At 68.5% G+C, this 20,999-nt stretch carries 17 protein-coding genes and 3 pseudogenes; 11 read left to right on the forward strand and 9 right to left on the reverse strand.

Annotation, left to right across the window (positions count from 1 at the left end; translation table 11 throughout):
• Nucleotides 1–207: 207 nt before the first annotated feature.
• Both ABR737_RS25375 and ABR737_RS25380 read right to left on the reverse strand, forming a co-directional pair.
• Nucleotides 208–2,556 (reverse strand): SulP family inorganic anion transporter, encoded by a 2,349-nt coding sequence (locus ABR737_RS25375; protein WP_350252529.1) that lies wholly within the window; start codon nucleotides 2,554–2,556, stop codon nucleotides 208–210.
• A gap of 443 nt (nucleotides 2,557–2,999) precedes the next feature.
• Entirely contained in the window at nucleotides 3,000–3,986 is a 987-nt protein-coding gene (locus tag ABR737_RS25380) for an ATP-binding protein (RefSeq protein WP_350252530.1), read from the reverse strand.
• A 101-nt stretch (nucleotides 3,987–4,087) separates the two neighbouring features.
• Between ABR737_RS25380 and ABR737_RS25385 the strand changes: the two genes are divergently transcribed.
• The gene (locus tag ABR737_RS25385; protein WP_350252532.1) at nucleotides 4,088–4,990 is read left to right on the forward strand and encodes a Fic family protein; all 903 of its coding nucleotides are present in this window, start codon (nucleotides 4,088–4,090) and stop codon (nucleotides 4,988–4,990) included.
• Between the two features lie 354 nt (nucleotides 4,991–5,344).
• Here ABR737_RS25385 and ABR737_RS25390 read toward each other — a convergent pair whose 3' ends face one another.
• Nucleotides 5,345–6,265: an HAD family hydrolase gene (locus tag ABR737_RS25390; protein ID WP_350256917.1), complete on the reverse strand. Its 921-nt coding sequence runs from the start codon at nucleotides 6,263–6,265 to the stop codon at nucleotides 5,345–5,347.
• A 456-nt stretch (nucleotides 6,266–6,721) separates the two neighbouring features.
• Between ABR737_RS25390 and ssd the strand changes: the two genes are divergently transcribed.
• Both ssd and ABR737_RS25400 read left to right on the forward strand, forming a co-directional pair.
• Entirely contained in the window at nucleotides 6,722–8,020 is a 1,299-nt protein-coding gene (gene ssd / locus ABR737_RS25395) for a septum site-determining protein Ssd (protein WP_350252534.1), read from the forward strand.
• A pseudogene (locus tag ABR737_RS25400) lies at nucleotides 8,017–8,877 on the forward strand (TadA family conjugal transfer-associated ATPase); the annotation flags it as partial. The gene ssd and the pseudogene ABR737_RS25400, both read left to right, overlap by 4 nt.
• A gap of 83 nt (nucleotides 8,878–8,960) precedes the next feature.
• Here ABR737_RS25400 and ABR737_RS25405 read toward each other — a convergent pair.
• From ABR737_RS25405 to ABR737_RS25415, 3 genes are all read right to left on the reverse strand, one after another.
• Nucleotides 8,961–10,136, reverse strand: a complete 1,176-nt coding sequence (locus ABR737_RS25405) for a methyltransferase domain-containing protein (RefSeq protein WP_415740008.1) — start codon at nucleotides 10,134–10,136, stop codon at nucleotides 8,961–8,963.
• Between the two features lie 269 nt (nucleotides 10,137–10,405).
• Entirely contained in the window at nucleotides 10,406–10,618 is a 213-nt protein-coding gene (locus ABR737_RS25410) for a hypothetical protein (RefSeq protein ID WP_350231133.1), read from the reverse strand.
• A 474-nt stretch (nucleotides 10,619–11,092) separates the two neighbouring features.
• A complete protein-coding gene (locus ABR737_RS25415) occupies nucleotides 11,093–11,275 on the reverse strand; it encodes a hypothetical protein (RefSeq protein ID WP_350252536.1) in 183 nt (60 codons plus the stop codon).
• Nucleotides 11,276–11,402: 127 nt separating this feature from the next.
• On the opposite strand from ABR737_RS25415, the gene ABR737_RS25420 reads away from it, so the two are divergent.
• Nucleotides 11,403–12,233, forward strand: a complete 831-nt coding sequence (locus tag ABR737_RS25420; RefSeq protein WP_350231132.1) for a helix-turn-helix domain-containing protein — start codon at nucleotides 11,403–11,405, stop codon at nucleotides 12,231–12,233.
• Entirely contained in the window at nucleotides 12,230–12,442 is a 213-nt protein-coding gene (locus ABR737_RS25425) for a DUF397 domain-containing protein (RefSeq protein ID WP_350231131.1), read from the forward strand. The genes ABR737_RS25420 and ABR737_RS25425 overlap by 4 nt, the downstream gene beginning before the upstream one ends.
• Before the next feature lie 416 nt (nucleotides 12,443–12,858).
• On the opposite strand, the gene ABR737_RS25430 is transcribed toward ABR737_RS25425, so the two are convergent.
• The 3 genes from ABR737_RS25430 to ABR737_RS25440 form a co-directional block, all read right to left on the reverse strand.
• Complete coding sequence (locus ABR737_RS25430; protein ID WP_350231129.1) at nucleotides 12,859–13,290, reverse strand: hypothetical protein; 432 nt, start codon at nucleotides 13,288–13,290, stop codon at nucleotides 12,859–12,861.
• Nucleotides 13,291–14,100: 810 nt separating this feature from the next.
• Nucleotides 14,101–15,498 carry an HK97 family phage prohead protease gene (locus ABR737_RS25435; protein WP_350231128.1) on the reverse strand — a complete coding sequence of 466 codons (1,398 nt, stop codon included), beginning with the start codon at nucleotides 15,496–15,498 and terminating at the stop codon, nucleotides 14,101–14,103.
• A gap of 571 nt (nucleotides 15,499–16,069) precedes the next feature.
• The gene (locus ABR737_RS25440) at nucleotides 16,070–17,662 is read right to left on the reverse strand and encodes a recombinase family protein (protein ID WP_350252537.1); all 1,593 of its coding nucleotides are present in this window, start codon (nucleotides 17,660–17,662) and stop codon (nucleotides 16,070–16,072) included.
• A 49-nt stretch (nucleotides 17,663–17,711) separates the two neighbouring features.
• Between ABR737_RS25440 and ABR737_RS25445 the strand changes: the two are divergent.
• The 6 genes and pseudogenes from ABR737_RS25445 to ABR737_RS43965 all read left to right on the forward strand — a co-directional run.
• Nucleotides 17,712–18,035 (forward strand): annotated as a pseudogene (locus ABR737_RS25445) (ATPase, T2SS/T4P/T4SS family); the annotation flags it as partial.
• On the forward strand, nucleotides 18,032–18,952 hold the full coding sequence (locus ABR737_RS25450) for a type II secretion system F family protein (RefSeq protein ID WP_350252539.1): 921 nt from the start codon (nucleotides 18,032–18,034) through the stop codon (nucleotides 18,950–18,952). The pseudogene ABR737_RS25445 and the gene ABR737_RS25450, both read left to right, overlap by 4 nt.
• Before the next feature lie 319 nt (nucleotides 18,953–19,271).
• On the forward strand, nucleotides 19,272–19,832 hold the full coding sequence (locus ABR737_RS25455; protein ID WP_350252541.1) for a type II secretion system F family protein: 561 nt from the start codon (nucleotides 19,272–19,274) through the stop codon (nucleotides 19,830–19,832).
• A 335-nt stretch (nucleotides 19,833–20,167) separates the two neighbouring features.
• Complete coding sequence (locus tag ABR737_RS25460) at nucleotides 20,168–20,305, forward strand: DUF4244 domain-containing protein (RefSeq protein WP_381854467.1); 138 nt, start codon at nucleotides 20,168–20,170, stop codon at nucleotides 20,303–20,305.
• The gene (locus tag ABR737_RS25465; RefSeq protein WP_350252544.1) at nucleotides 20,292–20,690 is read left to right on the forward strand and encodes a TadE family type IV pilus minor pilin; all 399 of its coding nucleotides are present in this window, start codon (nucleotides 20,292–20,294) and stop codon (nucleotides 20,688–20,690) included. Before ABR737_RS25460 ends, ABR737_RS25465 begins: the two co-directional genes overlap by 14 nt.
• Nucleotides 20,691–20,745: 55 nt before the next feature.
• A pseudogene (locus tag ABR737_RS43965) lies at nucleotides 20,746–20,937 on the forward strand (Rv3654c family TadE-like protein); the annotation flags it as partial.
• Between the last annotated feature and the right edge of the window lie 62 nt (nucleotides 20,938–20,999).

The following is a 20,999-nucleotide window of genomic DNA, read 5'->3' on the forward strand; positions in this document are numbered from 1 at the left end:
TGCGCGAGCGTCCTTCCCTCTCCTACTTGAGCAGGTTGGCCAGGCTTTCGTTGCTCACAACTTCTTCCAATCCCAGGGCGTCCGATGTGTCCCCAGGTCATAGCTCATCAGCCCGCGCCTGGCCCTGACAAGGCCTGTGGACAAATATTGGTGTAGACCTGTCGATTTGGGCGCTGTTCCAAGGGTGTTGTGAGGCGGCCGTGCAGGTCAGACCGTTACCGGTGCCGGTTCACCGCGGACCGGGCAGAACCGCCCGGTCGCCTCGTCGAGCACGTAGGTCTGGGCCTCGCCGACATGGAAATACATGCCGTGCAACGTGAGCGTGCCCTCGGCCACCCGGCGGGCCACACAGGCGTGCTCCCTGAGGTGGTCGAGTTGCTGCATGACGTTGACGAGCGCCAGCCGCTCGTGGTCGTCGCTCACCGGCCGTCCGCTCAGCGAGACTTCGCCCCGCCCCTGCCGTCCGATGCGTTCCATACGGGCCAGGCTCGGCCGGCCGTGGCGCAGCCAGCGGGTGAGCGAGGTCGGCTCGGCCTCTTCCGGCGCGGCGGCGCCCAGCAGCGCCCCCATGGCACCGCACCCCGAATGGCCGCACACCGTGATCGAGCCGACCCGCAGCACCTCCACGGCGTACTCGATCGCCGCCCCCACGGAGTCGCAGGAAGCATCCGAGCCGGGCGGCGGCATCAGGTTGCCGACGTTGCGCACGGTGAACAGATCACCCGGCCCACTTGATGTGATCATGCTCGTGACCAGCCGGGAGTCCGCACAGGTCAGAAATAGCTGACGGGGCCGCTGGCCCTCGCGCGCCAGCCGGGCCAGCTCCTCGCGCACGAGCGGAGCCGTATGGCGCTGGAACGCGCTGACCCCGCCCAGCAGTTGGCTGCCGCTGCTCTCCGGGGCCGCTGCCGGGTCCGCGGCGGGCCGGGTGCAGTGATGGTTGCGCCACGGCGTCCACGGACGGCAGGAGTGCGCACTGGCCGGCTCGGCGATCGGCCGGCCCGAGCGGCCCCCGAGGGTCACCCAGCCGCCGTGCGCCCGATGGGCGCCGGACCAGGACTGCAGCGCCTCGTAGGCGGCGTGATCCATGAACGAGCCGCCCAGCTCGACGACGACATCGGTGTGCGCGGGCACCTGCCCCAGCGCCCGGGTCAGCCGTGGCACCGCCAGAAACGTCAACTGCCCGCTGACGCGTACCCGGTAGCCGTCGGCCTCCGCCGTCACGGTGATACGGGTGTGCGTCAGCCGGCGCAGTGCCAGGAAAAGCGCGACCGCGATGCCCGTCACTACTCCCTGGAGCACGCCGAGGAGCACGACGCCGCCCAGCGTGGCGGCGTACACCGGGAATTCGCGGTGGCGCTGGACGTGCCGGATGTGCGCAAAGCTCACCATCCGCACGCCGACGACCATCACCAGCGCGGCGAGCGCGGCCAACGGGATCATCTCCAGTACCGCGGCCAGCAGGCCCGCGCACACCAGCACCCATACGCCGTGCAGCACGGTGGCGCGACGGGTGGCCGCACCGGCCCGCACATTGGCCGAGCCGCGCATCGCGCCTCCGGAGACCGGCAGTCCGCCCAGCAGCCCGGAGACGGTATTGGCCACGCCCTGCCCGGCCAGCTCGCGGTTGAGCCGCGTCGGCCCGGTGGGAGCGCCCGGCCGCTCGGCGGCCAGCCGGTCCACGGCCACCGCCGACAGCAGCGACTCCATACTGGCGACGAGGGTGACGGTCAGTACCGCGGCGGCCAGGGCCGGAAGCGACGCGTCCGGCAGCGCGGGCAGCTCGGGCAGCCGCCAGGACGGCAGTTCCACGCGCGATACCGCCGCTCCCGTGCTGACGGCCGTCGCGGCGAGCACGGCGGCCAGCGGGGCGGGGAGCACGCGCGCCCACCGCCCGGCGCGGCCCGGCAGCCGGCCCCAGCCGATGAGGACGGCGACGGTGACGGCGCCGATCAGCAGCGCGGTGGCGTGCGGATGCGCCACCTGGCCGGGCAGCGCGGTCGCGTTGTCGAGCGCCGAGCCGTCGGGGCGGCCGCCGAGCACCACATGGAGCTGCCCGAGGGCGATGGTGACCCCGATGCCGGCCAGCATGCCGTGCACGATCGCCGGGCTGACGGCCAGCGTCGCCCGCGCCACGCGCAGTGCGCCCAGGGCGAGTTGGGTGAGCCCGGCCAGGACCGTGATGGCGCAGGTGGCGCGCCAGCCGTAGCGGTGGACCAGGTCGGCGGTGACCACCAGGAGGCCGGTTGCCGCGCCGCTCACCTGGAGCGGGGCGCCGCCCAGCAGGCCGGCGACGATGCCGCCGACGACCGCGGCGACCAGTCCGGCCTGGAGCGGGGCGCCGGTGGCCAGGGCGATGCCCAGTGACAGCGGGACGGCGAGGAGGAAGACGACGGCCGAGGCGGAGAGGTCCCCCAGGAAAGCGGCTCGGCGGGCCTTCTTGGTGCGAGGTCCGGGCCCGCGGGGCGCAGGACGCTCGGGAGGGGCACCGGAAGGGATCTCGGTGGGGTGCGAGGTGCGCGGCGGCTGCGGCGGTGACTTCTCGATCTGCGGCATTCCCGTCTCCTCCGGGGCGACGCGGTCGCGCGGGGCGCGATCGTGGGGCGGCGGTGTACTGCGGCGGGACGTGAGCCGGCCGGCGGTCATCGCTGTGGGGCGATGGTCCGGCGACTCCCAAGCATCGGTAAATGAACCGTAATGACAGGTAAAGGAAAGGGGAATCTTTTACCGGCATTTGCCGTCATCCTCCCCCCTATCGGATGAATCCGGCGGTTTTTGGCTTGCCCTTTCTTCCCTGCTCCTTCTTTGCGTATGAACCATGAAGGTGGTGGTGCGCGGTTATTTCGGTGCGTCACTCGGAAGGTGAGCGTCGATGCCCGGAGCGGGAAAAGCGTCGTCCGAAAGGGCGCCCTGCGGTCCCGGCCTCCTCCATGGCGGCGCCCTCCGTGCCGGCGGACAACCGGCCTGGCCGGCCGCGCCCGCCGGCGCCCGCGTGCAGGTCAGGCGGGCTGTGGGGCAGCCGTTCCCTCGAAGAGCACGAAGGACGGGTCGACCTGGGCCGCGAGGTCGACGCCGGTCTTCGCATTGCCCCAGCTCTCCGCGTTCTTGAGGTGGAAGTGCACCATCTGGCGTGTGTAGCGCTCCCAGTCACGGCGCCCGTAAGCGGCGTCGGCCGTGCGGTGCAGCGTCTGCAGGGCGTGGCGGTTGCCCTCTTCCAGGCGCCTGAAGGGGGCCGGACGGCCCTTCTCCATGGCCCGCACCCAGTCGGAGTGGCCGACGGTCACCAACAGGTCGTCGCCCACCTCGTCGCGCAGGAACGCCAGGTCCTCGGGGCCCTGCACCTTGTTGCCCACGACCTTCAGGGGCACGCCGAAGTCACGTGCGTACTCCTTGTACTGGCGGTAGACGGCGATGCCCTTACGGGTCGGCTCGGCGACCAGGAAGGTCATGTCGAAGCGGGTGAACATCCCGGAAGCGAAGGAGTCGGAGCCGGCCGTCATGTCGACGACGACATACTCCTCGCGGCCGTCCACGAGGTGGTTCAGGCACAGCTCCACCGCGCCGACCTTGGAGTGGTAGCAGGCCACGCCCAGGTCGGACTCGGTGAACGGCCCGGTCGCCATCAGCCGTACGGCGGAGTCGTCGAGCTTCACCGTCCTGGCGCAGGCCTGGTAGACGGGATTGTCCTCGCCGACCCGCAGCAGCCGTGACCCCTCGCCGGGCGGGGTGGTCTTGATCATTGATTCGGCGGACGGGATCCGCGGGTTGCTGCCGCGCAAGTAGTCCTTGATCAGCGGGAGGTGGGCGCCCATCGCGGGAAGCGCCGCGTCCTCCGTCTCGTCGAGGCCGAGGGCGGCGCCCAGGTGTTGGTTGATGTCCGCATCCACGGCGATCACGGGGAGCCGGGCCGCGGCGAGATGCCGGATGAACAGGGAGGACAGGGTGGTTTTGCCGCTGCCGCCCTTGCCTACGAAAGCGATCTTCATGTTCACCAAGGGTAAGCGAAATATCGCTCTGAGTGAGAGCTCCGCGTGAGGAAGACCACTCCTTCGAGGGGTCGGGCTCCGTGGTGCGTAGGGTCGTACCCATGGCTGGAAACACCCGGGGGACGTCCCCCGCACCCCCGAAAGCGAGCGACGACCCGCTCGCGACCCTGGCCTCGCTCCCGGGAGTCGCCGACTCCGTGGACTCCGTACGCAAGGGCGTCGACCGGGTATACGGGCACCGGGTCATGCGACGCCGCAGCAATGAGGTGACATCCGAGGCGGCGCTGCGCGGCGCGCGCGGTTCCGCGGCCCTTTCGGGGGCCGACTGGGCGCTCGAAGAGGTGCGGCGACGCACCGACTTCGGTGTCGAGGGCGAACCGCGGACGGTCGGCGCGGCCCTGCGGCTGACGGCCGAGGCCGGACAGCTGCTCAGCGTGTGGCGGCAGTCGCCGCTGCGGGTGCTGGCGCGGCTCCATCTGGTGGCGGCATCCGGAGGCGGGCGGAGCTCCGACGGGGCCGACGGGCCGCGAGAGTCGGGCGGGACGGCGGACGAGACCGTGGGGCGGCCCCGGCTGGCCGCCGAGCCGGTGGACGAACCGCTCATCGAGCTGCCGCTCCCGGATGCCGACGAGGTCGCCGGGCGGCTGGACGGGCTGTCGCGGCTGCTGCTCACCGGAACCGAGGCCCCGGCCCTGGTCACCGCGGCGGTGGTACACGGCGAGCTGCTTGCCCTGCGGCCGTTCGCCACCTGTAACGGGCTGGTCGCGCGGGCCGCGGAGCGGATCGTGCTGATCGGCAGCGGGCTGGACCCGAAGTCGATCTGCCCTGCCGAGGTCGGGCACGCCGAACTGGGGCGCGCGGCCTATGTCGCGGCCCTGGACGGCTATGTGTCCGGCACCCCGGAGGGTGTCGCGGCGTGGATCGCACACTGCGGACGCGCGGTGGAACTGGGCGTACGGGAGAGCACCGCAGTCTGTGAGGCGCTGCAGCGCGGCGCGGCATAAGAGGAGCCGCAGCGAAAGCTTCGGTCGGGGCGCAAGAATTCCGGAAGCATTGCTTCATTCACCCCTGAACAGGGTTGCGGCGGTACCAATGGGTGGTACCGCCGCTGGCATGTCCGCCTAGTTACCATGCGTGCTGACATATATGCCCATCAGGTCGGAATCTTCGTCCGGTTACCTGGTGCGGCTGGCCCGTAATCGACGGGTCGGCGTCGCGTGGGTGCTTGGCATTCATGCATCGGTCCGTGGGCCACTTCCTGCGTTAAAGGTGTTCCTCTCGGATGTCCTTGGTCTCGCGGGCCGTTAAGTCCTTTGTACTACTCGGGCAGGACAAGCGGAACCCCCACCTGCAGATCTTTACGTTTGACTCCAAACGCGGGCATTGCGGGCAGCGCGGCCGGTCCGGCCGATAAGGCCAAGCTGTGGCTTTGTGGATTTCCGCCGGCTCGTGTACCAGACCAGCGTCGCCGTGGCCATGGCCGCACCCACCGCCGCCACGGCGGCGAGCACCGGCCGGGAGGGCAGCGTCAGCACCGGGAGCCGCTGCTTGAGCGGGACCGGACGATTGAAGGAGAGAACCGGCCAATCGCGCGCGGTCGCCTCACGGCGCAGTGCCCGGTCCGGATTGACCGCGTACGGATGACCGACCGCCGAGAGCATCGGGACATCGGTCGCCGAATCGCTGTACGCATAGCAGCGCTCGAGGTCGTAGCCCTCGGATGCGGCGAGTTCCCGGACGGCCTCCGCCTTGGTCGGCCCGTACGCGTAATACTCCACCTCACCGGTGAAGCGCCCGTCCTCGCCGACGACCATACGGGTGGCCACCACCCGGTCCGCGCCCAGGAGTTCACCGATCGGTTCGACGACTTCGGCGCCCGAGGTGGAAACGATCACGACGTCCCGTCCGGCGGCGTGATGTTCCTCGATGAGCGAGGCCGCCTCGTCGTAAATGATGGGGTCGATCAGATCGTGCAGCGTCTCGGCGACGATCTCCCGCACCTGCGCGACGTCCCAGCCGCGGCACAGTGAGGAGAGGTATTCCCGCATACGCTCCATCTGATCGTGGTCGGCGCCGCCCGCCAGGAACACGAACTGGGCGTACGCAGTGCGCAGTACGGCCCGCCGATTGATCAGGCCGCCTTGGTAGAAGGACTTGCTGAAGGTCAGCGTGCTCGACTTTGCAATGACGGTCTTGTCCAAGTCGAAGAACGCGGCAGTACGGGGAGTCGAGTGAGGCACGGAGTGGTTTTCCACGGGGCGAGCATAGGCGCCCACCATTCGGCGTAAGGTGTGGCGCGTGGGTTTGCCTGAGAAGGCTCTCGGGTACACCATGGAAGTCACGGATCGTTCGCGACCGTGCTAACCCGGTCCGGCTCCTCCCCCCCGAGTCGGCCGTGGGGACGACCCCCGCTCTCCCCCCCGGCGGGGGTCGTCGCATGTCCGGACGCATTTTCCGCCGCCGGACGCCGATCCGCTCCAGCCCTTGCCTGCGGGCCGTTGGCGCCCTCGGCGCAAGCATCCCATTACACGCTGTAGTCGGCGCGCTGCTCTGAGGGGGAGTCCCATGAGCCCCAGAAGTGGCCGTTCGTCGCTGGAATAGGTGACAGGGATATTCACAGCCCTGGAGTTGTCCACAATTTCGGCTCAAGATCCACAAGATTTTCCCGATCGCTGCATCGTAAAAAGCCGCGAGTTCGCGGATGTGCGAGGTGCGTAGCGACAGGGGGACGGAACGTGGCCGAAACCACGCCATCGAAAGGATTGGTCCGGACCGGCGAAGAGCGGGGCGGACCGCTGATCATCACCGAGGACGAACGACTCCTCGACGATCTTCTGCGGCTGTGTGCCGCGGCCGGTGCGCTGCCCGAAGTGGCACATGGCCTGCCGGCCCGCAGAGCGGACTGGGAAGCACCGCCTCTGGTGATCGTCGGCGGTGACTGCGCGCCCCGGTTGCTCGGCTGCGCACGGCGCGCGGGGGTCATCCTCACGGGTGGGGATGCGGACGACCCGGGTCTCTGGCGCCAAGCCGTCGCGCTCGGCGCCGAGCGCGTCCTGGCTCTCCCCGACGGTGAGCGCTGGCTCGCCGACCGGATCGCCGACGCCGTCGAAGGCGTGGGGCCCCCGGCCCTGACGGTCGGCGTCATCGGCGGCTGCGGCGGCGCCGGAGCCAGCACCCTGGCCGGCGCGCTGGCCGTCACCGCGGCCCGGACGGGGCGGCGCACCCTGCTCGTCGACGGAGATCCCCTGGGTGGCGGGCTGGACGTCCTGCTGGGCGGGGAGAAGGAAAAGGGCCTGCGCTGGCCCGCCTTCGCCGAATCGCGCGGCCGGGTGGCCTGCGGCGCGCTGGCGGAGTCGCTGCCGCGGCTGCACGCCTTGCGGGTCCTCAGCTGGGACCGGGGAGCCGATGTCACCATCCCGCCCCCGGCCATGCGCGCGGTCATGGCCGCTGCCCGGCGTCGTGGCGGCGTCGTGGTGGTGGACCTGCCGCGCAGGGTCGACGAGGCGGCCGCGGAAGCTCTCGGGCAGGTGGACATGGGCCTGCTGCTCATCCCTACGGAACTGCGCGCGGTGGCGGCGGCCCAACGGGTGGTGTCGGGGGTGCAGAAGGTTCTCGGAGATCTGCGGGTGGTGGCGCGCGGGACCCCCGGACGCCATGGGCACGGACTGCCGCCGGACGAGATCGCCCGCCTCATGGAGCTGCCGCTCGCGGGCGAAGTGCCCTGGGAGGCAAGCCTGGTGACGGATCTGGCGCGTGGTGTGCCGCCGGGGGCGCAGGTGCGCGGCCCGCTGGCGCGATTCTGCGCGGGGTTCTGGGGGTGCGTGGCGGAGAGCGGCAGCGAGGGCGGCGGGGCGGGAGTCGCAGACCCGCCGGGTGCCTGGCCCGGCAGCCGTCCGGGGCCGGAGCCGGAGCCGGATCCGGAACCGGGTGGCGGTCCGGGGCTCAGGGCGGGGCCGAGTCCCGGTGCGATGCCGTGGCCGGTGGCCGACCCGATGGGTTCCCGTACAGCCGGCCGGGACGGCGGATGGTCATGAGCCAGGGCCAGGACTTGCTGGAGGTGGTGCGCAGACGGCTCGCCGAGGCCGGGGCGGAGCCCACGCCCGCCCGGGTGGCGGTGGCGCTGCGCGAGCAGGGGCGGCTCCTGGGGGATGCCGAAGTGCTGGGTGTGGTGGCCGCGCTGCGGTCCGAAATGGTGGGCAGCGGGCCGCTGGAACCCCTGCTGGCCGCGCCCGATGTCACGGACGTCCTGGTCACCGCACCGGACGAGGTATGGGTGGACCGCGGCGGCGGGCTGGAGCGTACCGGTGTCCGTTTCCGGGACGCGGCAGAGGTGCGCAGGCTCGCCCAGCGGCTGGCGGCGGTGGCCGGGCGGCGGCTGGACGATGCCCGGCCCTGGGTGGACGCCCGGCTGCCGGACGGCACCCGGCTGCATGCGGTGCTGCCCCCGGTGGCGGTCGCCGGGACCTGTCTGTCGTTACGGGTGCTGCGGCCGCGGGCCTTCTCCCTCGCGGAACTGGTGTCGGCGGGCACCGTCCCGCCCGGCGGCGACCGGCTGCTCGCGGCGGTGCTGGCGGCCCGGCTGTCCTTTCTCATCAGCGGCGGTACGGGCTCGGGTAAGACCACGTTGCTCAGCACGCTGCTCGGACTGGTCGGCCCGGCCGAGCGGATCGTCCTGGCCGAGGATTCGGCGGAGCTGCGGCCGGACCACCCCCATGTGGTGCGGCTGGAGAGCCGGCCGGCCAATCAGGAGGGCGTCGGGCGGGTGACGCTGCGCGACCTCGTACGGCAGGCGCTGCGGATGCGTCCGGATCGGCTGGTGGTGGGGGAGGTGCGGGGCGCCGAGGTCACGGACTTGCTGGCGGCGCTCAATACGGGCCATGAAGGCGAGTGCCTGGCGTAACCATACATAGACGCCAAGGGCCCCGCCCATGCGCCACAAGGGCGAAGCACAGACGGGGCCGCTGGTTCAGCGGTTCAGACTGGCCAGGACTCGGCGGGATCGTCCAGCCACGCGCGCTGACCATCCCCCGAGACCGTGAGCCCGAAGCGCTTGTGTCCCGGCTTGCCCTTCTCCATCCACCATCGGTAAGCCGCTTCGGCTTCGTCCCATAGTCGGCGGGGGCCGGATTGCCACACCTGCGCTTCGTCGCCGTCACGGAACATGACGCACGCCCATGATCGGTCCGTGAGTCCGTAGAACCACACGGGCCGTTCCCCGTCGCGCTTGTCGGCCACGACGTGAACGCAGTTGCGGACCTTGAGGCCCATTGCGAACCGCTGGGGGCTGAACTGGGCCCCCATGAAGGCGTCTTCCGTGATCGTGGTGGACGACTTGTCACGGTCGGCCACGCTGCCGCTGACGTACTCAGCGTGCACGACAGTCGAAAGGCGTTGGGCTCGCGCCTTCATGAACTCCACCGGCCCCGTAAACGACCCCGTGGCGCTCTGTCCGTCGTCCGCGACGACCAACCGGGCCACGGCGTCACCGTTGCCGTAATGAGTCCCCCACGGGGCGACAATGACCGCGCCGGGTCTGCTCTGCTCAACCCATGTGAACGGGATGGACCGGAAACCGCACGTGGCAATGATCCGGTCGTACGGCCCCCCTTCCGGGTAGCCCTTGAGGCCATCGCGATTGATGACCAGAACACCAAGCCCGAACGCGTTCAGGGCCGTGCGTGCGTCGGCGGCAACGACCGGATCAAGTTCCACGGTGACGACGTTCTCAGACCTCAACCGGTGCGCCAGCAATGCGGCGTTCCATCCGGTGCCCGTGCCGATTTCCAAGACACGGTTACCGGGCTTCACGTCTAGATCACTGAGCATCCGGAACACGACGGACGGCATAGAAGCCGAAGACGTGGATACTTCCCCAGGTTCAGTACCGGTGTGCTTGCCGTCGTCCCATTGGGTCACAACGGGAACGTCAGAGTCTGCGTACCCGAACCAGAGATCCGGATCTTCCGACCGTGACACGGGAACGCTCTGCCCCGTCTTCATGTCGAACGGCCAAATGAGGTCCGGCAGGAATGAGGCACGGGGGACCGCAGCGAACGAGGGGGCCCAATCCGAAGTGAGCGCGCCCCCAGACATGAGGACGCGCCCCAGCTCAGTACGGCTGGGGCGCTCCTGGTGTGCGTTGGTGGTCACTGGTTAGGCGGCCTTCGGCGGGTTGGGAACGCCGGGGCCACCGTCCGGGGTGGGAGGCGGGGGCGGCGGGGCAGGCTCGCCGGGCAATCCGTCTCCGCCGTTGGCCTCATAGATCCTGATCATTGGCTTCCCTTTCGTAGTGCTTCTCTTGAACCATTCGGTTGCCGACCGTCACGCGAGCAACCAAACGGGCTTAGCCCCACCCCTGCCAGGAATCCGACCCGAGTACGGGGGAGCCTCGAATTCGGCACGTCCGGCAGGGGCGGGAGTCATGTGGTGGCGAGGCAGCGCGGGCAGTTCACGGCGCGAGCCCATACGTCTTTCTCGTCGCTGGCCTTACCGGCGCCGCATACCGCTTTCAACTCCCGCGTGCGGCGGGCGTCTTGCAGCGGTCCGGTGAGCTTGTGCACGGTCATAACATCCTCTCCAACCGTGCCCGCTGCCCATTCCGTGGCTGCTTCGGGTCGCGTCTTCGTGCTCATGCCCTGCCCTTCCTCCGTTGCCTGTGAAGCCTGCCGACCGCTACCAGTTGCCGTTGCTCCCACTCAGTCGCCGGGCGGAGCCTGCGGTAATGGACGCGCCACGCGAGACCAGTCGGACGAATCATTTCGATGAAAGGTGCGTCCACACCCCGGACCGTGCCGGGCATTTCATAGTCGCGATCGAAGATGACCATGCCGACTTTGATTGCTTCCGGCCCAGGGAATGCAGGCTCACGCTTCACGCTTCGTGGCGGCTTCGCGACGGGGTTCTTAGCCCTCATTCCCTGTCGGCCCTTCGGTGCGGGTGGTTCGCAATCTCCTCGTTGCAGCTCCTGACCGTGACGGGGCTTCCCATGGTTCGGGCCGTCTCGCGCTGCCGGGCAAGGGCCGCGCACACGTCGCAGCCGTCCACGGGTACGGGCTCAAGGTCGGGGCCGCGAAGCGCTGCCGCTGCCGTCGTCGTGGTCTGAGCGCTCACCGTTCCAACCGCCTTCGTAGTCCGGCCTCAACATCCTTGAGAACGCCCCGAGTTGGCGACGCGTAGCCGGTACGCGGTACCCACTCCGGAACCAGCCGCCAGAACCCACCCGCCTCTATGAGCGCGGCCAGCTCGTCCACCTCGTCCGTGGGCTGGGGGGTCTGCGGTGCCTGGTCCATTGCTGGGGTCCTTCGTGCCGTCGTAGTGCGGTGCAACCGGAACTACACCCACAGTGACCCGGCAGGCGTACGCTCAAAAGGTCTGGAGCCTTTCCAACGCATTTGGAAAGAGTGGGGAGTTGGACACATGACCGAACTGCCACCCGATCAGCGCAGCGAGCCCGCCAACGGCCTTGAGTGGTTCGGGCGGGAGCTAGAGGCAGCCCTGATCCACAAGGAAGCTAGCCAGCGCGAACTAGCCGACTTCACCGGCTACAAAGAGCCCTACGTCAGCAAGGTCAAGAACGGCAAGGCCATGCCGTCCCCAGCCTTCGCCGAAGGCTGTGACCGCTTCTTCAACACCTCGGGGTACTTCGCCCGGCTTCTCGTCCGGATCAGCGAAAACGGTCACCCTGGCTGGTTCGTCCCGTACATCAACTTGGAGAAGCAGGCCAGCCAGATTGAGGACTACTCCAACGGTCTGATCATGGGCATGTTGCAGACGTGGGAGTACGCCGAGGCCACGTTCCGGGCGACTTTCCCGTACGAGACTGGCGACCAGATCAAGACCAGGGTGGAAGCCCGGTTGGCCCGGCGTGAAGTCTTGGAGCGGGAGGCGCCGCCTCTGCTCTGGGTGATCCTTCACGAAGCGACCTTGCGCACGGTGGTCGGGAGTCGAGCCGTCATGGCTACCCAACTCCGCCAGCTTGCCGCCGACGCAGGAAAACCCCACGTCACGCTTCAAGTTCTTCGCTCCCGGACGGGTGCCCCCGCGTCAGGTACACCCTTTACGCTGCTTACACCAGACGACGGGGCAACAGTCCTGTACACAGAGGCCATGGGGCAGGGGCACGTGACGGACTCCGCGCAATCGGTGAACCACGGACGTGCAACGTTTGAGCGTCTGCGGGCATCCGCACGTGACCCCGAAGAGTCCGTGGCTCTGATTCGTGAGATCGCGGAGGAGTACGACAGATGAGCAACACGCACGGCCCCCGGCCTGACCAGTGGGTCAAGAGCACGTACAGCGACGGAAACGGCGGCCAGTGCATCGAGTGGGCCCCGGAGTACGCGGCCGTCACGGGTGAGTTCCTGGTCCGTGACTCCAAGGACCCGAACGGGCCCCACCTGAACCTGAGCCGCGAAGGCTTCGCCGGACTGGTCGCCTTCGCCAAGTCCCACGGCTGACCAGCCGACCCGCGCCACCGACCTGAGCCCCGCCACTCCACCCCCTTCGGAGCGGCGGGGCTCTTCGATTGGCTCGATCACGGAACGTAGCCGCCATTTCAGCCGGCTGGGCCCCAGGAAATATGGACATTACAGGCTCAATCCATCGCCTTGCCGACTGGTCCACAACTTAGCGTTATGAAACGCAAGAAAGCCCGGCACCGACCCGCAGCGATGCGAGTAGGTACCGGGCAGGGGTCAGAAGTGGCACGGGCAGACCATGCAGGCGAACAGGTCCGTAGGCAGTGGAGCCCGACCCAGCTCCGCCGCGAAGAGCGCCGCGAACGGGACCCACAGGGGATGCGTCGGCGGGTCGGTCGTATCGCCCAACCGGCAAGCCAGCAAGGCGAGTTCGGGACTCACGGGGTGTTGAACGATCACGTGGTGTGCTCCGCGTCGTAGTCGTCCAGAGCTTGCCGGGCAAGGCGCTGCATCTGTTCGAGCGGGCTTTCCGCGCTGCCGGACTCCGTGCCCGTCTCAAGGTCGCGCATCGCAGAGTGCAGCGCAGAGAAGTACCTCAGCGCCGGATGCGCGACCGGAAGCCCGCTGGCACCGATGACCATGAAGCCGTCAGCGGCCACCTGGCGTATCAGAGCGCCCCAGAGCGCCCGTACGTCATCGAACCGTTCCGGGGCGCTCTCAGGGGCGCTCAGGGCCGTCACGGTGGCAAGCCTGCCGATCGGTGCCGTTGCCTTGCGGGCGCGTGACGCGGCGACTCGACAGGCAGCGCCGCAGTAGCGCTGTCTCGCGTCGGCGTTCTTGCCGAACGGCTTTCCGCACGGCTTGTGTTGGCAGGTGGTTACCTTCAAGGGGTTACCTCCTTTCGGGGAAGACGAACAACGGCGAAGGGCGTGTTTGTTACGCAGAGAGGTTTCGAGCTTGGGCCGGGATCGCCAGCGGGTACGCGCCGGGAACTTCCGACGCGCCCCGCCCTCCCGTGACCACTAAAGGCAGGCGATTGCGTCCCTCGTATGAGGACTGGCCTTGCGAGCAATTGCAGCGCCGTGAGGAACGCTCAGGCCGTCATGCCTGCCGATCTCTCGCCAGCAACCGCCGCACGCCATACGAATGTTGTGACGCTCGCGCTTCCCACCCGACCGAATGGGCAGCGCCCAAGCCAACACCACTGCCGACGCTGGCCCGTTGCCGTCGCAGTAGTCGCACCGCAGAGGTATCCCGCGCCTTCCTATACCAGCCATGCGCGCTGCCGTCTCGACTAGTAGGGGCTCAAGCTCAGCGGGTACGGGCCGGATGATCGCCGCCCACCGAATCAGTCGCTCACGGGTTCGGTCGCTAATCAACCAGGAACACCCCCGCCCAGTGAAGTGCGCTTTGGCACTCCTTGCACGCAATGGATAGGCCCGACTTCTTAGCGGTCGGAATCCTCACGCCGCACCGTTCGCGGACCAATTGCGGGTCCACAACGTCCACATCTTCCGGCGCGTGATACCGGATGGCGTCACCAGTGCGGCACTCGCCAACGAGACAGGGCAGAAGTCCGGGAAAGCCCGCAGCCGTCGCCTTGTCGGCCACGCGCTCCAAGAAGCTGGATTCCCGTTCCCTGCGGGATTCCGCCTCTTCCCGACGTAGACGCAAACATGATGCGCACTGACAGGCCACTACTTGCCGACCTTGAGGACCTGAACACGGGCAGCGTCAGCCAAGGTGACAGAGGAAATGCGGGAACGACCCGCAATGAAAGCGCGGTCCCGTTCAAAGGCTTCCGGCGCTGTCTCAGTCTTGAATATCTCAAGGTTCTTTCGCAGTGCCACGGCGACGGAGGAGAGATCAGCGACCAGGACCGTACCGGCAGGAATGCCAACTGTGCCGTCCGCCAGATCAGGAATGCTGATCAGTTCAGGGAGCTTGTCCAGCTTGTTGCCGTCCACCTTCTTCTTGACCCCGGCAATATCGGTAGGACGACCGATAATCGCAGTCGCCACGCCGCCGGAATCCTCGATTCGGGCAATGGCATCGGCCAGCGAGTCAAAGTCGATCGCCGTAACGGTGGTGGCCTTCCCGTCCGCGAGCATTCCGGTAACGGTCACGTCGCCGTCTGTCCCACCATTGATGAGTACGTGATCCATCCGCTGACCAATTGCGGCAGCAAGAGCGGTATTCGTAGCCGCCTCAGTCGGAGGGATATCGACAAGGGTGTCTTTGTCAATGCTCACCATGGCCGACACCTTGACCGCCGCAAAATCCGGGGCCGTAACCTCGTTTTGAATGAAGGTTGCCGCCTCATTTCGCGGCTGGATAACGGCCGTCACCCTGGGAGCGATCGGCACATAGCCGCGCTGGCGATTGAATGGGAAAGAGGTAACCTTGTCGATGAGCTTTGATCCCTTGCCCGCAGCAACGAGGATTTCCGGCGCATATGCCGTTGCCTCTGCCTTGATCCAATCGCCGTCCCGCAGCTCAGAAAGAGCCCGACCAAAGAGCTTGACATCATCACGGGAACGCTTGGCGTCATCATCGGTGATAATGCCAATCGCGCCGGTCGGGAAAGTGTCGGTCATGGAATCACTCTTTTCGGCGGTGAAGGCAGCGCGGGAAATTCCTGCGTTACGCATGGAGCGCACGGCAACGCTGGTGTCGGGATAGGCGGGATTGAGGACGGGTCCCAGTTCGAGCACGCGCATTCGCGTGACAGTCCGCAGGGGTGTTCCGTCCGGAGCTTTCGACCATTCGTCATCGTCGGCACGGAACGTGAACGAGCAACCTGGGATGTCGCCACGCTGAACCAGGGCGAACACGTCCCGCCCGGCAGCGGTATCGGGCAGGTCGCATTCAAACCAAATGCCGGTCTGGTCAGCGCCAAGCCGTAGCGTCCCCGAGGAACGGCGACCCAGGTAATTCCTTGTGTCATGGTCGAACGTACACAGAACGTCCGTCGCATCATGTTCTGGTGACCAGGCAGCGGGGCTGATCTGCTCAATGAACGGCGGATTCCCCAACGGTGCAGATGGAGAATTGAATACGATGCCGTAACCGCGAATCGTGAGGGTCGCGCCCAAGCTTCGCGCTGATAGGGCGCGTACGAGTGCGCGTGTCTCGGTGGCGCTATGCATGGGTGCCCCCTAGTTAGAATGAAGATCATCACCGACTCACGTGAGTCGGTGATGGGTATGAGAAAAGCCCGGATTCCTTGCTCAACCGTGGCAGCGGTCGCTCAGCAAGGAATCCGGGCTTTGAATCAGGGGAACGCACTGCCATGCGTTCTTGGGAGTTGCGCGGGCGACCGGCACCGGAGTTCTCCTCAACGGCTGGCCGGTCGCCCCGCGCTTCCATCCCGCAATTACTAGAGCGCAAGGGTTGCCTGAACTTCGCGTGGTGGCGCTGACTGGGCTTGCTGCGGTGAAACGGTGGTTTGAGGGTTGTTTCTGTTTTCCTTGTGACTTTCTCAAGGGATATCGAAAACAAGGTAAGAACCACCGTTCCACCGCACTGCGCTGGTTGAAACGCTGTTCCGCAGGGGCGGGGGCTCTGGTATCTACGACTCAGCGCCCCTCTGTGCCCCGCAGGCACGCGAACGGCCCGCCAGCGGGGGGAATCCAGTGGCGGGCCGTCAGCGGCGTTCAGGCGGGCTTACGAAGCTTTCTGGTGTTCTCTCTCAACGTTGGCGAGAGCGGCAAGTTCCGCTGCCGCCGGATCGTCGCGGAACCATGCCGGGCCTTCGAACTCAACCGACACTCGTGACGGGTCGAACCGTCGCGGCGCTCCGGGCGTTGCGGGCCGGACCGTAACGCGCGCCCCCAGGTCAGCCAACAGGCTCCGTCGGCCTTCATCAGTGCGTCGCTGCCATTCGTCCGCCACGGTGCCCCCGGCGTCTACCCAGCGGCCTTCGGAGTGGTCGGCTTCCGCGCGCAATTCAGCTTGCCGGTTTTCCAGGGCCGCAATTTGCGTAATGGCTACCCGCGCTGCCGTTCCGTTCGGGTCGAGTTGTGACAGATTCCCGGCAAGGCGTTCAATCTGCGTTGTCACTTCGGAGAGTTGTAGTACGGCGCTGCCGTCAGGCTCCATCCAGCGCATGAGCGTGAATGAGCCGAAGCGCTTCAAGTAGTCGGCGGAAACGAGTTCATCTAGGTAGTGCGCCGTGATGACGTTGGGGCGGTGAATTCCCTGCTTACCGACCCCGGCTCGGCATACGTACGTGCTGTAATCCTTGCCGCTGACTTCACGGCGCTGCCGGTAAAGGGGCCCGTCGCATTCGGAGCACAGCGCGACGTGTAGCAGAAGAGCCTTGCCGCTGCGCTCCACTCCGCGCCCCTTGGACTTACCGTCAATGATTGCGCGTACTGCTGCCCAGGTTTCACCATTGAGGATTTCGGGCCCAGTTGAAATGGGCCGCCCTTCTGCGTCAAGGACGGGTTGGTTATGGATCGCTCCGCGCTTCTTGCCAGGTACAGACTGCACCAGCCAGCCGCGAAGGGCAGGCGTGTAAAGAACATCCCGCAAGGTCGTGGTGTACCAACGCTGGGGTTCCTTCTTACGTCCGCCGCGTCCCTCTTGCTCGTGGGCTAGTTTGCGTCCGTCTCGCTGTCGTGCGTGATCCGCAGGGGGAAGGATTCCACGCTCATTCAGTTCGCGCGCAAGGCCCGTGAGCGTTGCGCCGTGGTTGATGAGCTTGTCGGCACAGTCGCGGAGAACCGCAGCGGCAGTTTCGTCAATGATCCAGCGCTTGTCATTGATTGGACCGGTGACCGCGTATCCGTAAGGGGCGAGTCCACCCAGGTGGTTGCCACGTGAACGGAAGTGCTTCTTGCTGTCCGTGATTCGCGCCGTAATCATGTCTCGCTCGTACTCTGCGAAAGCAGCAAGAACGTTGATGATGATGCTTGCGTTTTCCGGGCTTACAACGCCGTCCGCTGTGATGACCGTCGTTCGGGTCGATTTCGCAGCATCGAGAAGCCGTTGGAATTCCAGAACGCTTCGCGCATAACGATCCAGCTTCGCGGCAATGACGTAGTCAACTCGCGGAAGCCAAGAGAGCACTTCTCGCATACCGGGCCGGTCTTCGAGCTTGCTTGCTCCGCTGACGTTCGTGTCAGTGGCGACGTGCACCACCTTCCAACCACGCTGTTCGGCGTACGCACGACACGCGGCAATGCGGTGGTCGGGGGCTTCCTCGGCGAAGAGGCGGGACAGGCGGTCATAGATCACGCAGGTGGGCTGTTGCATGGGAGTCCCTAGAGCGCGCCGGTTCCCTGAACCCATGGAGGGTTAGGGAGGGCACTCGGGCGGCTGCGGCACGGTCCATGCCAATGCGGCATGCGACGTCCCCGCGCGCCTGGAGGCCCTGGGTTCGACAGCGGGCCTGGACCGCGCCGCGCTGCACAGCCAATTGGCGGCCGCGCTCTCGGTCGTCCTGCATCTGGTGCGCGACCGGACCGGCCGCCGCCGGATCGCCGAGCTGCATGTCCTGGAGCGGGACCGCGACGGATTCGTGGTGACCGTGCCGGCTGCCGTCTGGGGTCCGGACGGCTTCGAAGAGGCGCGGGGCTGGGGGCGGTTGATGCGGTTGTGCGAGCGGAGCGAGGGCGGAGCCCGATGAGCGCGGTCGGTATCACGCCGGCGGCCGCGGTGCTCTGCGCGGTGGTCGCGGTCCGGCTGGCCGGCGGCCGTCGGGACGACGTACGGCGGCGGGCCCGGGCGCTGTTCGGGGGCGTGGGAGAGGCGGACCCGGCAGCGGGGTGGCGGGCCTGGCTGCGGGGCGAGGGGGTGCGGAAGTGGTGTGCGGGGCGGATGGTCGACGGGGAAGCGGGGCGGTGCTGGAGCTTCGGTCGCTGGGGGGACTGCGGGCGGGAGATCTGGTGCCTGCCGGTAGGGCTGGTGCCGGCGGTGATGGGCAGATCCGTGCTCCCGGTACTCGCTTCCGTGGCCGCCTTCTTCCTCGTCCGCCGGTGGCTGGCCGCCCGGGGAGCGGTGCATGCCCGCGAAGGGCGCTCTGCCGCGGTGATCGGGCTGTGTGCGGCGGTGGCCGGCGAGCTGCGGGCCGGGCGGCAGCCCGCCCAGGCCCTGCTCGCCGCGGGGGCTCCGGGGCTCGGCGCGGTCGGTTCGGCGGTGATGGCGGCCGCGCGATACGGCGGGGACGTGCCCCGGGAGCTGCGGGCGGCGGCCCGGCTGCCGGGGGCCCGGGGACTGACCGGAATGGCCGCGTGCTGGCAGGTGGCGGTGGAGGGCGGCGCAGGACTGGCCTCGGGCCTGGAGCGGATCGCGGCAGGACTCAGAGCCCAGAGGGATCAACGCGACGAACTGCGAGCGCAGTTGGCGGGCCCGCGGGCCACCGCGCTGATGCTCGCCCTGCTGCCGGTGGGCGGGCTTCTGATGGGCAGCGCACTCGGCGCCGACCCGCTCCGGGTGCTGCTGCACACCCCGGCCGGGTGGGGCTGCCTGGCGGTCGGCGGGCTCCTGGAGTGGTGCGGAGTGGCCTGGACGGCCCGGATCGTCGTGACCGCGGAAGACGCGTAGGGAGGGAATCGGAGTGAGTACGGAAGTTATCCACAGGGTGGGGATGGCGGTTGCCGCCATGACGGCGGTGCTGTGCGCCGTCGCTCTGGTGCGGGAGGCGCGCCGCGGGCGTGCCGTACGGAGGCGGGCGTCGGAGATGTGGGCCGCCGGGCCCGGCCGATACGGCGGGCCCCGCCACCCGCATTGCCGGCTCACCCGGCCTCGGCTCCGGCTCTGGTTCCGGTTCTGGCACCGCAGTCGGACGCCGAGCGTGGAGGGCGGCACCGCACGAAGCGGCCGGCTGAAGGAGTGGGCCGGGCCTCTCGGAGCGGCCGCATTCATGGTCATTCTCATCGGTGGTGTCACGGGTGTCCTGGCGGGACTCGCCGTGGGATACGGGGCGCATCGTCGGCTGGTGCACCAACGGGGCGCGGAGGCCGCACGGTCGGCGGACGCGGAGGTACGAGCGGAGCTGGCACCGGCGGGCGACCTGCTGGCGGCCTGCCTCGCGGCGGGGGCCGGGCCGCGGGAGTCGGCCGAGGCGGTGGGCAGGTCGCTCGACGGGCCGGTCGCCGAGCGGCTGCGCCAGGTGGCGGCGGAACTGCGCCTGGGCGGTGAACCCGCCGTCGTATGGCCCCGACTGGCCGCTCTTCCCGGTGCCGAAGGGCTGGCGCGCTGTATGGAGCGCGCCGGGATATCCGGGGTGCCGGCCGTCGAGTCGGCATCCCGGGTCGCCGCCGAACTCCGTGCGGATCAGGCCCGAGCGGCGACCGCACGGGCCCGGCGGGCCGGGGTGCTGGTCACGCTGCCGTTGTCGGCGTGCTTCCTGCCCGCGTTTCTGGCACTCGGAGTCGCGCCGGTGCTGATCGGTCTGGCCGGCGGCCTGCTGGGACGTAACTGACCTGCAGGAGAAGCGAGTTCCGACGAGATGAGCGGGAGGAGGGCGGCGGCCGAAGGGGCGGTCCGGCGGACGAAGGGCCGGCCGAGACCGGATCACCGGTGGCGGAGCCCGTCTCACCGGCCATGCCGGAGGCCGCACATCAGAGGCCGCACATCAGAAGCGGCGCAGCAGAGGTCGCACATCAGAGGCGGCACTCAGCCGCCACGCATCAAAGGCCATTCATTCAGAGGCCGTGCAAATCAGAGGCCATGCAAAGGGGGATTGGAATGTTCCGGGGTGGAAGTTTTCGACGGTGGTGGGCGGGGCTGCGTGCGCTCGGGGCCGACGACCGGGGGATGACCACGGCGGAGTACGCCGTGGGGACGCTCGCGGCGTGCGCGCTGGCGGCGGTGCTCTACAAGGTCGTGACGAGCGGGCCGGTGAAGGCGCTGCTCCAGTCGGTGCTGGAGCGGGCGATCAATGTCCAGTTCTGACAGCCGGGCCCCGGGCCCGCGGGCCCGGGCAGCCCCGTACGGCGCTCGTGACGCCGGATTTGTGACGGCGGAGACCGCCGTGGTCATTCCCGTGCTGGTGGCGGTGGTGGCCGCGCTTCTCTGGGGGCTGATGGCGGTCTGTGCCCGTATCGAGTGTGTGGATGCCGCGCGGGCCGGGGCGCGGGCCGCTGCGCGGTCGGAACCGCGGGCGGCAGTGCTCTCGGCGGCGCGGGGCGCGGCGCCGAGGGGCGCGCGGGTCGCGCTGGCGCGGGAGGGCGACCTGGTGCGCGTACGCGTCGAGGCCGAGCTGCCCGGCGTGGGGCAACTGACGGTGCGGGTCGGTGGGGAGGCGGTGGCTCTTGCGGAGGAAACGGTGCGGCGATGAGGGCTCGGCGACGGTCTGGACGGTGTTCGCGACGGCGGCGCTGTGCGCGGTTTTCGTGGCCCTGATCGGAGTGGGCCAGGCGGTCACGGCGCGGCACCGAGCGGGTGGTGCCGCGGACCTTGCGGCGCTGGCCGCCGCGGATCACGCCCGGCTGGGGCTCGCCGATGCCTGTGCTGCGGCTCGCCGGGTGGCGGCCGCGCAGCACACCCGCCTGGTGCGCTGTGCGCTGGCCGGGCCGGTCGCCGATGTCATTGCCGAGGCGGGCCGCAGCCCGTTCACCTCCCGGGTACGGGCCCGAGCCGGCCCGCC

Source organism: Streptomyces sp. Edi2, from assembly GCF_040253635.1.
GTDB lineage: Bacteria > Actinomycetota > Actinomycetes > Streptomycetales > Streptomycetaceae > Streptomyces.

Bases quoted from the DNA above. Each gene is read 5' to 3' on its own strand.
- ABR737_RS25375 (WP_350252529.1), bottom strand. From the start codon at position 2,556: ATGCCGCAGATCGAGAAGTCACCGCCGCAGCCGCCGCGCACCTCGCAC.
- ABR737_RS25380 (WP_350252530.1), bottom strand. From the start codon at position 3,986: ATGAAGATCGCTTTCGTAGGCAAGGGCGGCAGCGGCAAAACCACCCTG.
- ABR737_RS25385 (WP_350252532.1), top strand. From the start codon at position 4,088: ATGGCTGGAAACACCCGGGGGACGTCCCCCGCACCCCCGAAAGCGAGC.
- ABR737_RS25390 (WP_350256917.1), bottom strand. From the start codon at position 6,265: ATGGTGGGCGCCTATGCTCGCCCCGTGGAAAACCACTCCGTGCCTCAC.
- ABR737_RS25410 (WP_350231133.1), bottom strand. From the start codon at position 10,618: ATGAGCACGAAGACGCGACCCGAAGCAGCCACGGAATGGGCAGCGGGC.
- ABR737_RS25415 (WP_350252536.1), bottom strand. From the start codon at position 11,275: ATGGACCAGGCACCGCAGACCCCCCAGCCCACGGACGAGGTGGACGAG.
- ABR737_RS25420 (WP_350231132.1), top strand. From the start codon at position 11,403: ATGACCGAACTGCCACCCGATCAGCGCAGCGAGCCCGCCAACGGCCTT.
- ABR737_RS25425 (WP_350231131.1), top strand. From the start codon at position 12,230: ATGAGCAACACGCACGGCCCCCGGCCTGACCAGTGGGTCAAGAGCACG.
- ABR737_RS25440 (WP_350252537.1), bottom strand. From the start codon at position 17,662: ATGCAACAGCCCACCTGCGTGATCTATGACCGCCTGTCCCGCCTCTTC.
- ABR737_RS25450 (WP_350252539.1), top strand. From the start codon at position 18,032: ATGAGCGCGGTCGGTATCACGCCGGCGGCCGCGGTGCTCTGCGCGGTG.
- ABR737_RS25455 (WP_350252541.1), top strand. From the start codon at position 19,272: ATGGTCATTCTCATCGGTGGTGTCACGGGTGTCCTGGCGGGACTCGCC.
- ABR737_RS25460 (WP_381854467.1), top strand. From the start codon at position 20,168: ATGACCACGGCGGAGTACGCCGTGGGGACGCTCGCGGCGTGCGCGCTG.
- ABR737_RS25465 (WP_350252544.1), top strand. From the start codon at position 20,292: ATGTCCAGTTCTGACAGCCGGGCCCCGGGCCCGCGGGCCCGGGCAGCC.